Here is a 16,283-nt window from a genome sequence, read left to right on the forward strand (position 1 = left end):
TATTTCTTTATTTAATAACGCCACTACAACTGCAACGTTCCATTAACACGGCATTATATAGAGTAACAACCTGAAATAAAGAGGCGATTAACAAAATTTTACAAAGACATAGAAGAAATAACGTAATAATATTTAGCTTGCAGCTAAGCTAATTTTCTAAAAAACTTAGCCGCATACTTACTAATTAAAATCGATTAATGAGTGCTTATAACATCTTCAGACAACAATTTCTCATCGTCTTTATAAACTTCAAGCCAACCTGGTGGTGATGTATCACAGCCAATAATGGTTACATGTAGTATGTAACTATAACGTCCATTTTTAAACGTATAATGGTGATTACCGCCAGTGCCACTAACCGTTACATCGCCGTTAGATAAAACCATATCAGGCTTGTCCTTTGGCCTTTTATCACTACTCCACACCGCATAACGGTAATTTCTATCACCTAAATCATCAATACGAATATGGTAGTTAGCCGTTTTCCAATCGAGTACTGGTTTTTCAAAGGTATTAATACTTGCGTGCAAGGATTGCTTACCTTGTTCGATTAAGCTTTTAGCAAGTGTCTGCTCTTTAGTATTTTGTGTATTTACAGCAATAATTTTACCGTCGGTATCTACCCACATAACGCCGTTATTTAGCATAATGCCGCGCCAACCTACTTTCTCCCAATCAGTTTTAATGTTTGAACTGGCAATAACTGCCGCTAGCTCATCATTAAATACTTCATCAAAGCGGTTAATAAACTCGGCTTCATTTTTAATGTCAGGTATGGGATATAGTCGTTTTAGCGGGTAGCGAATAAGTGCTGCAATCGCAGTTTTATCATGCGCTTTAAAAGCAGCAATAACAGGTAAAACACTCTCGTGATACTTTTGCTCAAGCGCAAATGTGTTAGATGTGAAAAGTAGTGATAGGCACAGTAGAATGTGGCTTAGATATTTCATTTATAGTCCTTTATTTAAAACTATCATAAATGGATTGCGTGAGGCTGGTGATATAAAATACTAAGTGAGGATATATAATTAGAAGAAAGTTCATAAAATATATTTTTACAAAGTTCCAGAAAACTATATATTTTTAAATTACAACTCAGGGTTTTCTAGCTTTTTTAATAAAGAGTTAAATACATTTTCTCGAATACCTTCTAAGTATTCAGACCATTCTTCATCATATTGAATATTAAAAATGAGATCATAATTATTTTTTTTGCTTATTTTATCTGATAAATCATTTAACTCTGAAGACCAGTTAGGATCAATTTTATCAAATCGCTTTTGATCAATAGTATCCATAAGCTTTTCAACATCATTTGCTAATTTATACAAATTTTCAAAATCTCCTTTTAATATTTTATGTTTATCCGGAGACAAAAATCTTAAACGTGTAACTAAGTTAGATAATTTATTATGAGAAATTGTAAATTTTTGATGGAACTCTAATGTCGACTTCAAAGAACTGCTCCATTTCTCCATTGCAATATCTTGCTTGTCTCTTGAAGAACTTCTTAATGATTCCAAGCAGCTTTTGGTTTCTAGTTGATACAAAGTACAATACATCCAACTGTGAAAATACTCTCCTTTTACACAACTCAGTATTTCAAACCTCTCATATGCCCCATCAACCCTTTTACGATTCCTGTACTCAATAATTGCGATAAATACAGCATAAATAGTACCGACACCCCCAACCCAACTACCTAAATCAGACCAAACATCATAATGTCGATTAGAGTGATAGAGTATTTCATAAACACCAATAAAAGTAATAGCAAGAGCAGAAAATGTGATTAATATAAATTTTTTCCTATTCCAAAAATCCTTAATTTTACCCCTCAAAACAGCTAATCCTTATTTTTAAAAAACTTACGAATTCACTCGAAAATTAGGTAACTAAAAAATTATATTTAGCTCCTAAACATAGTAGTTTCCAATTACTACAACTAGACCATTACTTTATAGGAACTCCTAACCGTTTACCTAATATTAATCCAGTCCAAGAAAAAAACTAATCACACTTGAATAGCCATATTATATGAATTCAATCGGTCGCCCTTATGCAAGTTAATAAAAAAACGAGCCACATTGGACTCGTTTTTTGTTTTAACTAATAGCTAGAAACTAACCGTTTCGCTCTACTCCGGATCATACCCCAAGTTAGGCGATAGCCAACGTTCAGCTTCTTCAAGCGTCATATTGGTTCGCTTAGCGTAGTCTTCTACCTGATCCTTTTGCACAGCGGCTACTGCGTAGTATTTAGCCTCAGGGTGTGAGAAGTACCAACCCGAAACAGCAGCACCTGGCCACATGGCGTACGAGCTAGTTAGCTGCATACCAATGCGCTTTTCGGTATCGAGCAACTGCCAAATTTTCTTTTTCTCGGTGTGCTCTGGGCACGCTGGGTAACCTGGCGCTGGGCGAATACCTTGGTAGTTTTCGCGTATTAGCTCATCGTTTGCTAGGTTTTCGTCTGGTGCAAAACCCCAATACTCTTTACGTACTTTTTCATGTAAGTATTCTGCAAACGCTTCGGCGAGCCTATCGGCAACGGCTTTAACCATTATTTTGTTGTAATCGTCTTGCTGCGCGTCAAACGCATTTGCTAAGTCGTCTTCTTCTAGGCCGCCCGTTACTGCAAACGCGCCAAAGTAATCAGGCGTGCCTTTGGGTGCTATGTAGTCGGCTAGGCAATAATTAGCAAAGTCAGTTTTTTCGGTTTGCTGGCGTAAATGGCATGAAGTAGTTAATACTTCTTTGCGTGTTTCGTCGGTGTATATTTCTATGTCATCACCCACGCGGTTAGCCGGGAATAAACCAATTACACCAAGTGGTTGCAAACTGCCTGCTTTTTCAAGGTCGTCTAACATATCTTTAGCGTCTTTAAATAAGCTTTGCGCTTGCTCGCCTACTACTTCATCGTCCATTATGCGCGGGTATTTACCGGCAATTGACCACGTCATAAAGTATGGCGTCCAATCTATGTATTTACGCAAAGTCGCGATTGATACATTTTTAAACTCGGTCACGCCCAGCTTTTTAGGCACTGGTGGTGTGTAGTTATCCCAATCAAGCTTTGCTGCGTTATCGCGTGCGCGCTGGATAGTAACAGGCTTAGAGCGTGGTTTTTTACGCGCTTGTTGCTCGCGTACTTTTACATATTCAGCTTTAGTTTTAGCTAAAAAGTCAGGTTTAATGTCTTTTGATAATAAGTTTGAAACCACACCAACTGCACGGCTTGCGTTATTTACATATACAACGCCTTTGTCATATTGCGGCTCAATTTTTACTGCTGTGTGCGCTTTAGAGGTAGTTGCACCACCAATAAGTAGCGGCAGTTCAAAACCACGGCGTTTCATTTCTTTTGCTACGTGCACCATTTCGTCAAGCGATGGGGTAATTAAGCCCGATAAACCAATAATATCGGCTTTTTCGTCGATGGCGGTTTGCAGTATTTTATCGGCAGGTACCATTACGCCTAAATCAATAACTTCGTAGTTATTACACTGTAGTACCACGCCTACAATATTTTTACCTATGTCGTGTACGTCGCCTTTTACGGTCGCCATCACTATTTTACCATTGGTTGAACCTTCTTCTTTTTCGGCTTCAATAAATGGGTCTAGGTAGGCTACGGCTCGTTTCATTACGCGCGCCGATTTAACCACTTGTGGTAAAAACATTTTACCTGCGCCAAATAAATCACCTACCACGTTCATGCCATCCATTAACGGCCCTTCAATTACGTGAATAGGTTTATCGGCAGCATCGCGGCACTCTTCGGTATCTTCATCTATAAAGGTAGTAATGCCTTTTACAAGCGCGTGCTCAAGGCGTTTTTCAACAGGCCATGTGCGCCATTCTAAATCTTCTACTCGCTCGGCTTGTGCCATACCAGAGTATTTTGGTGCAAGCTCTACTAAACGCTCGCCTGCACCTGGGTCTGTGTTAAGTATTACGTCTTCAACGGCTTTACGAAGCTCTTCTGGGATGTCGTCGTAAACGGCGAGTTGCCCTGCATTTACAATGCCCATATCCATACCCGCTTTTATGGCGTGGTATAAAAATACCGAGTGAATAGCTTCACGTACTGGGTTATTACCCCTAAATGAAAACGATACATTTGACACCCCGCCCGACACTTTACAGTGCGGTAAGTTTTGTTTAATGCGGCGTGTGCCTTCAATAAATTCTACTGCGTAGTTGTCGTGCTCTTCTATACCGGTGGCTACGGCAAATATATTAGGGTCGAATATAATATCTTCTGGTGGAAAACCAATGTCTTCTACTAATATTTTGTAGCTGCGGGCACATATTTCATATTTGCGGTCTGCTGTATCAGCTTGCCCGTCAGTATCAAACGCCATTACAACGGCAGCTGCACCAAAACGTTTTATTATTTTAGCTTGGCGAATAAACGGCTCTTCGCCCTCTTTTAGCGATATAGAGTTAACAATGGCCTTACCTTGAATACACTTTAGGCCTGCTTCTATTACTTCCCATTTAGAGGAGTCGACCATAATGGGTACGCGTGAAATATCAGGCTCTGAGGCTATTAAGTTTAAAAACTTAACCATCGCGGCTTTTGAGTCCAACATGGCTTCGTCCATGTTTATATCAATAACCTGTGCGCCATTTTCTACTTGTTCGCGGGCCACTGTTAGCGCGGCTTCAAAGTCTTCTTCCATGATTAAACGTTTAAACATGGCAGAACCGGTTACATTGGTACGTTCGCCGACATTAGTAAATACTGCTATTTGTTGGGTCATGTTGGCTCCTTAATTTAAGTTACAGGCTTCAAGGCCTGATAAACGCATGCGTACTTCAAGCTCTGGCAATTGGCGTGGTTTAACGCCCGCTAGACCTTTTGCAAAAGCACGAATATGCGCAGGCGTGGTGCCACAACATCCACCTACTATATTAATAAAGCCCGATTTACCCCAATCGATAATTTCGGCTGCCATTTCAGGCGCTTCTAAGTCGTATTCACCAAACTCATTAGGCAAGCCCGCATTAGGGTGTACCGATGTAAAGGTTTCGCACACGCGCGAAAGCTCTTCTACATATTGGCGCAGTAAATCAGGGCCAAGCGCGCAGTTTAAACCAATCGAAATAGGCTTAATATGGCGAATAGAGTTATAAAATGCTTCGGTTGTTTGCCCAGAAAGCGTACGGCCAGAAGCGTCAGTAATAGTGCCCGAGATCATAACTGGTAATGTGCGCCCTGCTTGTTCAAAGGCTTCTTCTACACCAAACGAGGCGGCTTTTGCATTAAGCGTGTCGAATATAGTTTCGATTAGTATTAAATCGGCGCCGCCTTCCATTAATGCAAGGGTAGACTCTACATACGCAGTAACTAGCTTATCAAAAGTAACGTTTCGGTAACCCGGATCGTTTACGTCTGGCGAAATTGAACACGTTTTAGATGTCGGCCCTAAAACACCGGCTACATAGCGCGGTTTTTCTGGCGTTTTAGCCGTAAATTCATCGCAAATTGCGCGTGCTAATTTAGCCGACTCTAGGTTTATTTCACGGCTTAGGTTTGCCATGTCGTAATCTTCCATCGAAATAGTGGTCGAGTTAAACGTGTTGGTTTCGATAATATCGGCGCCCGCTGATAAAAAACCACGATGAATATCAGTGATTAAGTCGGGCTTGGTTAGGCTTAATAAATCGTTATTACCTTTAATTAATACATGCCAGTCTTTAAAACGCTCTCCGCGATAGTCTTCTTCTTCTAGCTTATGATCTTGGATCATGGTGCCCATTGCGCCATCTAAAATTAAAATGCGTTCTTTTAATGCGGCACTTATTTCGGCTTGCTTATTATTTGTAGGCGCGTTATTCGGCATAGTTGTTAGTCCTCACGTCTTGGCTAACTAAATTAATATCATACGGTGTGGTTTGGTACACGTAGTAATTTAACCAGTTCGAAAAAAGTAAAAAAGCATGGCTTTGCCACGTTTTTGAAGGTTGTTTGGTTGCATCGTCATCCGGAAAGTAATTTTCGGGCTTTGGTGCATTAGGGCTTTTTTTACAATCGCGCTCGTATTCTGCTTTTAGCGAGTCGGCGTCGTACTCTGGGTGGCCGGTTATAAACACTTGGCTACCCGATTTATTTTTAAGTAAGTAAGCCCCTACTCGCTCAGAACCTGCCAGTACAACGAGTTCTTCACAGGCATTTATTTTATTTATATCAATGTGGCCGTAGCGTGAGTGCGGTACTAAAAAGGTATCGTCGAATCCACGAGTCAGTGCACCGTGATCAAAATAACACTGGTGAGTAAATACGCCACACAGTTTATCGTCTTTTAAATCACGCTTTAAATTGTAACGATGATATAACGCTGCATGCGCTGCCCAACACGAAAATAACGTAGAGGTAACGTGTTGCTCAGCCCAATCAATAATGACTTTTAGCTCATCCCAATACGCTACATCGTCGTATTCTAAATGCGCAAGTGGCGCACCGGTTACTATTAATGCATCGTAATTGTTGTCTTTAACCTCAGAAAAGTAACGGTAAAAGGTATCAAGGTGCTCTTCTGAGTTGCTGCTACTGCGGTGAGTGTCGAGGCGCAGTAGTTCTACGTTTACTTGCAAAGGCGAATTGGCAAGTAAGCGAATAAACTGAACTTCGGTTTCTACTTTATTAGGCATCAAGTTTAAAATAGCCAAACGCATTGGGCGTATTTCTTGCGTTTTTGCACGACTTTTTGGCATTACAAATACGTTTTCTTGACGTAAACGTGCAATTGCCGGCAACTCGTCTTTTACTGTAATTGGCATACTTTACTCCTGCTCATAAAAACCGAGGCTTAATTATGAACTGAAAGTAAAAAATATCAACCTCTAGATGTATAGATGTCCAGATGAAATTTATTCATGATTTTATACTTTACGTACAAGCATGCTTTGGTGCTTTAAAACCCGCCATTCGTTGACTGTTTCACCCGTCAGCCACTACAATACAACATTGAAATTTTTATTATTATTTGAAGGCTTTCCTCCATGGTTTTACCTGATAAATTTATATTCTCGATGAGTCGAGTATCTAAGGTTGTGCCACCTAAGCGCACTATCTTAAAAGATATTTCGTTGCACTTTTTTCCTGGCGCTAAAATTGGTGTGCTTGGTTTAAACGGTTCTGGTAAATCTACGTTACTGCGTATTATGGCCGGTGTTGACCAAGATTTTGAAGGTGATGCACATCCTCAGCCTGGTACTAAAATTGGTTATTTACCGCAAGAACCTGTTTTAGACGAAAGTAAAACAGTACGTGAAACTGTTGAAGAAGCTGTTGGCGAAGTTAAACATGCACTTAAACGTCTTGACGAAGTGTATAACGAATACGCCATGGAAGACGCTGACTTTGACGCACTTGCAAAAGAGCAAGGCGAGCTTGAAGCTGTTATTCAGGCGCACGATGGTCATAACATCGACAACGTTTTAGAACGCGCAGCTGATGCACTTCGCCTGCCAGAGTGGGATGCTAAAATTGAGCACCTTTCAGGTGGTGAGCGTCGCCGTGTTGCTATATGTCGATTATTACTTGAAAAACCAGACATGCTTATCCTTGATGAACCTACTAACCACTTGGATGCTGAGTCGGTTGCATGGTTAGAGCGCTTCTTACACGATTACGAAGGCACTGTTGTGGCTGTAACGCATGACCGTTACTTCCTTGATAATGTAGCTGGTTGGATATTAGAGCTTGACCGTGGTGAAGGTATTCCATGGGAAGGTAACTACTCTTCTTGGCTTGAACAAAAAGATGCGCGCTTACAGCAAGAACAAAAATCTGAAAAAGCACGTCAAAAATCAATTGCGCAAGAACTTGAATGGGTTCGTTCAAACCCTAAAGGTCGTCAAGCTAAGTCAAAAGCACGTATGGCTCAGTTTACTGAAATGCAGCAGTCTGATTACCAAAAACGTAACGAAACTAACGAGATGTTTATCCCACCTGGTCCGCGTTTAGGTGACCAAGTACTTGAAGTAACTAATCTTCGTAAGAGTTTTGGCGATCGCGTTTTAATTGATGACTTAAGCTTTAGCATGCCAAAAGGTGCCATTGTGGGCATTATTGGCGCGAATGGCGCGGGTAAATCAACGCTGTTTAAAATGATAAGCGGTGAGCAAACGCAAGACAGCGGTAACATCAGCGTTGGCGAAACAGTACACCTAGCTACTGTTGATCAGTTCCGCAACGGTATGGACGAAAGCAAAACTGTTTTCCAAGAAATATCAGACGGACAAGACGTACTGAAAATTGGTAACTTTGAGTTCCCAAGCCGAGCATATGTAAGTCGCTTTAACTTTAAAGGTAACGATCAGCAAAAGTTTGTTAAAGACCTATCAGGTGGTGAGCGTAACCGTTTACACCTTGCTAAGTTATTAAAAGCTGGCGGCAATGTGTTACTACTCGATGAGCCAACCAATGACTTGGACGTTGAAACACTACGTGCACTGGAGAACGCTATTTTAGAGTTCCCAGGTTGTGTAATGTGTATCTCGCATGACCGTTGGTTCCTTGACCGTATCGCTACACATATTTTAGATTACCGTGATGAAGGTCAAATTAACTTCTTTGATGGTAACTACACTGAATATGAAGAGTGGCTTAAAAAGACCCTAGGCGCTGAGGCAACTCAGCCTAAACGTATTAAGTACAAAAAAATTGGCTAAAAATATTGGTTAATTTTATGTTTGTATAACTTAAGCCCTGCACTTTGCAGGGCTTTTTTATGTCACCAGCATTACAGGAGCACATCTTGCTAGCATGTAGAGAATTACCCGCTATGCTTAATTTATTATAAAAACAGTAAGGCTAAATTAGGTTATGCAAAATCGTCGACAGTTTTCTCGTGTGCTATTTTCAACTAACGCTCTGTTATGTTTTGATAGCCAACAGTATCCGTGTAAATTACTCGATCTATCGTTACATGGCGCGTTGGTTACTAATTGTGATGCATTTATTGGCAGCCACAATACGCAAGCAATACTGCGTTTTACATTACCTCAAAGCGATATAGAAATAAAAATGGAAGTAGTGATTTGCCATATTGAAGCCGATCATATTGGTTTAAAATGCCATCACATTGATATAGACAGTATTACTTATTTAAAGCGTTTAATAGAGCTAAACTTAGCCGATGATGAGCTACTGCATCGCGAATTAGCGTCACTTATTAATGACTCACAATAGACTCATTCTCTTAAGTTGATTACCATAGCGCAAACTTTATAAAGCTTGTAAATATGCGCTTAAATCCTCATTTGCCTTTGGTATACCATCCTAACTACTCGTTTAGCTTTGATCCTAAGCATCGCTTTGTAATGAGTAAATTTGCACATTTATATCAACATGTTGCAGAGCTTGGTTTAATCGGCAGTAACCTAGTTGAGCCAATATTAGGCACGCCAGAGCCCCTTGAGCTTGTGCATTGCGATAATTATATCCAAGATTTATGGCACAACCGCTTAGATGAAAAAGCAATGCGTCGCATTGGTCTACCTTGGTCAAAAGAGCTTATGGCACGTACATTTACAGCCCCTCAAGGAACGCTTCAAACAGCCCGCTTAGCACTTAAACACGGTATAGCGTGTCATCTTGCTGGTGGTACACATCACGCACATAATGACTTTGGTTCAGGTTTTTGTATGGTTAACGATTTGGCCTTTACCACGCAAACTTTAATTGAATCGGGTGAGGTAACTAACGTACTTATTTTTGATTTAGACGTGCACCAAGGTGATGGCACAGCTGCAATGTTAAAGCATCAGCCCTATGCGTATACTTGCTCTATCCATTGCGAAAAAAACTTCCCCTTTAGAAAGTCCGCTAGCGATTTAGACATTGGCCTGGCAAATAATATGAAGGACGACGAATACCTTGCCATAGTTGACGAAACACTAAGTTATTTACTTAAAGAGCTAAACCCAAGCTTAGTACTTTACGATGCTGGCGTTGATATTTGGCAAGGTGATGGCTTGGGTAAGTTAGATATTAGCTGGGATGGCATAGCTAAACGTGATCATTTAGTATTAAAACGCTGCCTTGAACACAATACACCTGTAGCTACTGTGATAGGTGGAGGTTACGATAGAGATCACCTACGCCTCGCTAAACGCCACGCTATTGTTGTTGAACAAGCTGCTGGCTTTTAGTTTGAAAGAAAAATGTTAAATTATCGTTCTTGTTTAATATGTAAAATAAAAAAGAGCATATTATGAAACAGCTATTTATTACCATCACGCTAATTTTATTAAGCTTTACAGCTTACGCACAAGATACAAGCTCAGAAGCAACATATCCTAAATTGCCAACATTAAATTTACAAATGGCTGATGGGTCGCCACTCAATACTCAAGATTTATTAGGTCAACCTTACGTTTTACACTTTTGGGCAACATGGTGTCCGTACTGTAAAAAGCTGCAGCCAGCACTTCAAAAAATTGATGATATGGGATTAAAAGTTATTGCCGTGAGCTTTGAAGAAGATGACGATGCTACTCCCGCTAAAGCACTTAGCGAAAGAGGTTATACTTTTAAAACAGCTGTAAAAGCCGATGCAATAGCACAGCAATTAGGTATACGAGGCACACCTACTACATTATTTGTAAATAAAGAAGGCAATGTAATTTGGCTGACTAATACGTCAAACCCAGAAGATCCAAATCTTCATTTAAATGCACGAACATTGTTGCACTCCATAGAAATGGCAACTGAGTAACTTATTGCGCTTTTAACTGATTAGGTGTTAAGCCTGTCCAGCGTTTAAAGGCGCGCCGAAAGTTAGGTATATCGTAAAAAGCTAAATGTTCAGCGACTTGTTCGTTATGTTTGGCGCACAGAGTAAGTAGGTAAATAGCTTTGTGCTTATTTTGCTCATCTATTAACGCTGAAAAGCGTACCCCATTGAGTTTGAGTCTGCGCTTAAATGTAGCTGAGCTCATAGCAAAGTGCTTTGCGGTGCACTCTAAATTAGCACTTGGGTGAGAGTATAAGTATCTGCAGACGGCTTCAATAAAAGTCATGCTAACTACGCTTTTATTATGTAGCTGCGACTGCGCTTGCATAAATCGTAATTGACTCGCATGCGGGTTTTTAGCCCTTAACATGGTTTTATTTAATACCCAGCGAGTACATGGCTTATCAAAACTTACCTTTAGCCCTAAATTTTGCTCGTAATCTTGAATATGCCGAGGGCGTTTAAAAGCAAAGTCGAACTGACAATGCGGGTAACTTTCGCTCACTCGTTTAAGTAAACTATAAAATGCAGTGCTGTATATCTCTAGCACATAGTGGTAAAGGCTTTCATCAAACCCATGTGCTGGCTGAATATAAATATAAACATTATCGTTTTTAATATACGTTTGGCTAAACAGCAAAGGCGCTAATTGCATTCTTAAAAGTGATAATTGCTTTAATACTTGAGCTAAATTATCGCTATATTTTAATGCCTGAGCTTCGGCTCGAGTGTCGTTAATAAGTTGGCTACCGAGTAAAAAACCACTGTCAGTACTTTTCATCAACAACTTAAATTGAGCTAATAAACGCACCTGCTGAGACACACTAAATGTATGCTGAAAATTAAGTAAGTCTTGTTCAAAAATACCGGTACCGCGTAGCAGCTTATGTAAATTTATGTTTCGGCTTTGAGCAAGCTCTACAGCTGACGTAATAAGCCCTTGAGCGCTTAAATATTTGTCGTCTTGGCTAACAAACATGTGCACGGTGCGCTACTTTTAGTTGATGCTTTTTTTGTTGTAATTGACTATGCAATTGGCTTGTTAGTTTACCTGTACTGCTATGCGTATTACCTTGTATTAAGGCGGTAGTGACATATTGAAACTTTGCTTTTTTAGATGCTTCAACTTTAAATGCACAATGCTTTAGAGCTCCTTTAATTTGTGCCATCAACTCTTTAGCTTGCTGCTCTGTGGTGGCTGGCATCAATACCATAAAGCAATCTCCTGCGTAGCGGCACACTACATCACTTAGTCGGCAATTCATTAACAATAGCTCGCTAATTTCACGCAGTAACCGGTCGCCCTCACTAAAGCCAAACTCACTATTAAAATGCGAAAAATCACGAATATCAATAGCCCCAAGCCAGAGTGGTTGTTTGCTCGTAAGTTGCTCTTTAATTGCAGAATCTAGGTACTGCGCCTTATAAAGACCTGTAACTGAACACACCTTATCGTGCTCACGTAAATGCGCTTCACGGCGGCGTAGCTGACGATTTAATACGTACTGCTCTTGATGCCAATAATACAAACCCACACTCGTTAACAACATGCCTAAAGGTGCTGGCAGAGATTCAATCCAACTGAGCCATTGATGGGCGGGATGCATTAGCCATTCATCAAGTAAATCGAGGGTTGCCGAGAACATAAATAACCCAACACCTATCACTAAGTAAGTGGTTACTTTACCCGGTGGTCTTGAAATTAATAACGCGGCAATCCATACGAGAGTCATTAATACAATACCGCCCTCCCCCATAATATCGAGCCACTGAATACTGGCGTAAGTTTTTAATACACCTAAATAACTACTTAAAAACACAGCGCTAAAAAACATCGCAATAATAGCGTTTATTAATAATCGGTGGCTGATAAAGGGGTTAAATCGCATGTGCGGTATCTCGTTTATAAATGAGTTTTAAAGTTAGTTCATACAAGTTTTTGTTAGCAGGGTCATATTAGCTCAGCTATATGACAACTAAATGATACCTACTTTAAAAACAGCCCTGCACGGTACATAACACCTGACTTTACGAGGAGTGATAAAAGCTCAATACGCTCTAGATATTGCTCAAACACCTCTAAATACATGTATTTAAACTAAACACTGTCACATTTACGTAATCAAATATCTTTAGCTTGCTCGCCATATCAAGAAACAACCCAGCAATAACCAAGAGCAAATACAATGAAAGACTTTAAAATAAAAGCACTGGTAGCCGCATTAGCCTTATGTAATTTAACGGCTTATGCAGAAGATGATGCAAAAGAAACCACAAAAAAAGATATCGAAGTTTCTGACAAAATTGTTGTATACGGTGAAATTGGCTACAGAAACCGCTCAGACGAACTCGCACCAACCTTAGAATATTCACAAGAGTACTTTCAACGTTTTGAACCATTGACCGCAGGCGATGCATTAAAACGAGTACCCAGTGTTACATTTTTATCGGATGTGCTTGAATCGGATGGTGCACGTATGCGGGGGTTAAGCCCTGCTTATACAAAGGTGCTTATAAACGGTGAAGAAGTACCTGGCGCTGGTGCCGACCGTTCATTTTTTGTTGACCGAATTCCGGCTGAGTTAATTGAACGCGTTGAAATTATTCGCTCATCAAGTGCTAACCGCTCAGCCGATGCTATTGCGGGCACATTAAATATTGTATTGCGCGATGGTTACAGTTTAGATGGCGGTTACTTGCGTGCTGGTGGCTTGCTTTATGACGATGGTGAATTTAAAGAAAGCTTGGCTGCTGTGTACGGTACTGAATTTGCTGGTGGGCGCTTATTACTTGGTGCAAATTTACAAGGCAGATATAACCCAAAACAAAAAACTAGTTTGCGCTACGGCGATAGCCCTGAAAACAATATAAATTTTCAAACAGAAGAGTTTGATAACCGCGAAGACCAATCAGACACTCGCGATGGCGACGACACGTCACTTAACTCCAGCTACGAAATTGTTTTTGACGACGATAGTCAGTTTAATATTAGCGCTATGTGGGTTGATACAGAGCGTACTGAGGATGAACGTTCATTTGAATACAACGACCCAACTGCAACCAATAACGATATTGTAAATGGCGGTAACTTAGAAACAGATAATGCCAATGTTAAATATATTGACCAAACTAATTACAACATCAATACCGCTTACGAATTTCCACTACTAAGCGGCACAAGTAAGTTTAAATTTGGCTTTGCTCGGTTTGAAGAGTCTGTTTATGAGCAAGAAGTAGAACTAGATACGTCTGAGCTGCCTATGGTATTTGAAGAAGAGCAAACTAAAAGTGAAATAGATGATAAAGAATGGACTCTACAGTGGCAACACAGCCAACCTTGGGGTGACAGCAAAGAAATTCAGCTTGGTGCATTTTTACAAAATAAAAAACGCGACAGTGAAATTTTAGAATCGCAAAACGAATTAGAACTTGCACTTACCAGTTGGGATCAATACGCAGCATCACCTTTAACGCTTGCTGCATTTAATAGCGAGTACGAAGCGGTTACTGGTGGTGTAAATACTTTAGAAGAAGATCGCTTTGACTTATTTGCCCTTGTTAAGCACAAAGATGATTTATTTGCTTGGGAGCTGGGCGTTCGCTGGGAGTCTACCGATTCTAAAATTAATGATAAAACAATTGGCGTGACCGAAAATAATAGTTACGACTTTATCCTCCCCTCGGCACACTTTCGTTATAACGTTAGCGAAAATGGGCGTATAAGTGCATCGATTGCGCGTAGTTTACGCCGCCCTGAGTTTGATTTTTTAACGCCGGCACTTATCGAAAAAGAGCTTGGCGATAACGACCAACTAGGGAACCCTGAATTAAAACCAGAATCAGCTTGGGGTATGGACTTAGGCTACGAGTATCGCTTAGGAAAAAGTGGCGTTGTAGGTATTAATTTATTTTATCGCAAAGTAAATGACCTAATAGAAATAGCAAATACAGGACAAGAAGGCTCTGAGGGCGAAGGTACATTTGTACTGCAACCACGCAACACCGGCGATGGTAATGTTAAAGGAGTTGAGCTTGATTTATCTACTCCACTTGGCGCATTTAGCATGCCTAATACGGGTGTATTTTTAAACTACTCATGGCTTGATAGTGAAGTAACCGATTTTTTTGGAACTCGCAAATTTAACGACCAATCAGACTACGTTTATAACATTGGGTTTATTCAAGACTTACCCGAACTCAAAGCTGCATTTGGCGTAACTTACCGTAAGCAAGGTGATGCCTATGGACGTATTGTAGGTGAAGAAATAACTACATCTTACAGTGCCGACTTTGAAGTGTTTTTAGAAAAACGTTGGGAAGATGTAACGCTACGCTTGGTGGGTTCAAACCTACTTGATGCAAGTAAAGACGAAACCTTTAATAAATTTGATACCGTTGAAGATCAGTTTAGTAGAAGCTTTGATGAGTACGAAATTGAATCTGAAGAAGCGGGACCGGTTTATCAACTTATGCTGCGTTACGCGTTTTAAATAAGTTTATAAGGTAGTGCTAATCACTTTATTTAGCGCTACCAAACATGAGAGAACTATAATGATAAAAAAAACATTACTGCTAATAACACTTGGCTTATGCAGTATACAAAGCGTATTGGCAAACGTAACGTACACCGATGTATTATACGAGCAACAAAAAATTGCCAACTTGACGGTGCTGCCTAAGAGCTTAAATTTTACGGTTATTGGTGATTGGGGACATAACGGGCACTTTTATCAAAAAGACGTAGCACACCAGTTAGAAATAGCGATGTTTCAAACGGATGGTGATTTTACTATTTCAACTGGCGATAACTTTTATCCCAATGGCGTGGCAAGTGTTAACGACCCGCTTTGGCAAAGTGCCTATGAAGATATTTACCATGGTCCACATACATTCGAGCCTTGGTATGTAGTACTGGGTAATCATGATTATTTAGGTAATGCGCAAGCACAACTTGATTACAGTAAAAAAAGTCAGCGCTGGAATTTACCTGCACGCTATTACAGCAAAACCTTTACTTTAAAAGGTGGCGAGCAGATATTAATGGTGTTTTTAGACACTAATACTTTAAATCCTGAATACAAAACACGCGAAAAATACAAAGCAACTCAAGGGCAAAACAGCCAAGCGCAATTAACATGGTTAGATAGCCAACTCTCAAATAGCCAAGCACGATGGAAAATAGTGGTTGGTCATCACCCACTTTATAGCAGTGGAAAACGTTACGGACTTACTGAAGGTTTACGTAATTTACTCGAGCCCATATTTGAGCAAAATGGTGTGCAAGCATACATAGCAGGGCACGAACATGACCTGCAACATAACCAAATAGATGGCAGTAAACTCGACCACTTTGTATCTGGTGGTGGTAGCGAAGCGCGTTACGTAAAACAACGTGAATTTACGCGTTTTGCAGAAGCTACTCCAGGATTTTTGAGCTTTTCGATTAACAATGAAGCACTAAAAGCAACGGCTATTAACTATAAAGGCGAAGTGCGTTACAGCACTCAAAAGCGCTTTGACCAATAAAGGGTTA

General features: G+C 40.2%; 13 protein-coding genes. 6 read left to right on the forward strand and 7 right to left on the reverse strand.

Annotated features, from left to right (window positions below; genetic code table 11):
* Positions 1-194: 194 nt before the first annotated feature.
* The 5 genes from H5090_RS03440 to metA all read right to left on the reverse strand — a co-directional run bounded on the left by H5090_RS03440 (position 195) and on the right by metA (position 6,788).
* On the reverse strand, positions 195-950 hold the full coding sequence (locus H5090_RS03440; protein ID WP_182695042.1) for a hypothetical protein: 756 nt from the start codon (positions 948-950) through the stop codon (positions 195-197).
* Between the two features lie 138 nt (positions 951-1,088).
* The gene (locus H5090_RS03445; protein WP_182682207.1) at positions 1,089-1,841 is read right to left on the reverse strand and encodes a hypothetical protein; all 753 of its coding nucleotides are present in this window, start codon (positions 1,839-1,841) and stop codon (positions 1,089-1,091) included.
* Positions 1,842-2,137: 296 nt separating this feature from the next.
* Positions 2,138-4,768 carry a methionine synthase gene (metH, locus tag H5090_RS03450; protein WP_182695043.1) on the reverse strand — a complete coding sequence of 877 codons (2,631 nt, stop codon included), beginning with the start codon at positions 4,766-4,768 and terminating at the stop codon, positions 2,138-2,140.
* Between the two features lie 9 nt (positions 4,769-4,777).
* Positions 4,778-5,851, reverse strand: coding sequence for a homocysteine S-methyltransferase family protein (locus H5090_RS03455; RefSeq protein ID WP_024605362.1), 1,074 nt, complete (start codon positions 5,849-5,851; stop codon positions 4,778-4,780).
* Positions 5,841-6,788, reverse strand: a complete 948-nt coding sequence (gene metA / locus H5090_RS03460; RefSeq protein WP_002958117.1) for a homoserine O-succinyltransferase — start codon at positions 6,786-6,788, stop codon at positions 5,841-5,843. The genes H5090_RS03455 and metA overlap by 11 nt, the downstream gene beginning before the upstream one ends.
* 222 nt (positions 6,789-7,010) lie before the next feature.
* On the opposite strand from metA, the gene ettA reads away from it, so the two are divergent.
* From ettA to H5090_RS03480, 4 genes are all read left to right on the forward strand, one after another.
* The gene (gene ettA / locus H5090_RS03465; RefSeq protein WP_182695044.1) at positions 7,011-8,684 is read left to right on the forward strand and encodes an energy-dependent translational throttle protein EttA; all 1,674 of its coding nucleotides are present in this window, start codon (positions 7,011-7,013) and stop codon (positions 8,682-8,684) included.
* Positions 8,685-8,838: 154 nt separating this feature from the next.
* Positions 8,839-9,204, forward strand: a complete 366-nt coding sequence (locus H5090_RS03470; RefSeq protein WP_002958114.1) for a PilZ domain-containing protein — start codon at positions 8,839-8,841, stop codon at positions 9,202-9,204.
* A gap of 53 nt (positions 9,205-9,257) precedes the next feature.
* Complete coding sequence (locus H5090_RS03475; protein ID WP_182695045.1) at positions 9,258-10,166, forward strand: histone deacetylase; 909 nt, start codon at positions 9,258-9,260, stop codon at positions 10,164-10,166.
* Positions 10,167-10,228: 62 nt separating this feature from the next.
* Positions 10,229-10,732, forward strand: coding sequence for a TlpA disulfide reductase family protein (locus H5090_RS03480; RefSeq protein WP_182695046.1), 504 nt, complete (start codon positions 10,229-10,231; stop codon positions 10,730-10,732).
* A 1-nt stretch (position 10,733) separates the two neighbouring features.
* Here the strand turns inward: H5090_RS03480 and H5090_RS03485 are convergent, their stop codons facing one another.
* Positions 10,734-11,735, reverse strand: a complete 1,002-nt coding sequence (locus H5090_RS03485; protein ID WP_182695047.1) for an AraC family transcriptional regulator — start codon at positions 11,733-11,735, stop codon at positions 10,734-10,736.
* Positions 11,719-12,639, reverse strand: a complete 921-nt coding sequence (locus H5090_RS03490) for a GGDEF domain-containing protein (RefSeq protein WP_024596554.1) — start codon at positions 12,637-12,639, stop codon at positions 11,719-11,721. The genes H5090_RS03485 and H5090_RS03490 overlap by 17 nt, the downstream gene beginning before the upstream one ends.
* A 297-nt stretch (positions 12,640-12,936) precedes the next feature.
* Here H5090_RS03490 and H5090_RS03495 point away from each other — a divergent pair, with 297 nt between their 5' ends.
* Positions 12,937-15,240, forward strand: a complete 2,304-nt coding sequence (locus H5090_RS03495; protein WP_182695048.1) for a TonB-dependent siderophore receptor — start codon at positions 12,937-12,939, stop codon at positions 15,238-15,240.
* A gap of 61 nt (positions 15,241-15,301) precedes the next feature.
* Positions 15,302-16,276, forward strand: a complete 975-nt coding sequence (locus H5090_RS03500; RefSeq protein WP_165723817.1) for a metallophosphoesterase — start codon at positions 15,302-15,304, stop codon at positions 16,274-16,276.
* Positions 16,277-16,283 lie beyond the last annotated feature (7 nt).

The sequence above is a fragment of the Pseudoalteromonas sp. SR43-5 genome (assembly GCF_014163835.1).
Taxonomy (GTDB): Bacteria; Pseudomonadota; Gammaproteobacteria; order Enterobacterales; family Alteromonadaceae; genus Pseudoalteromonas; species Pseudoalteromonas distincta.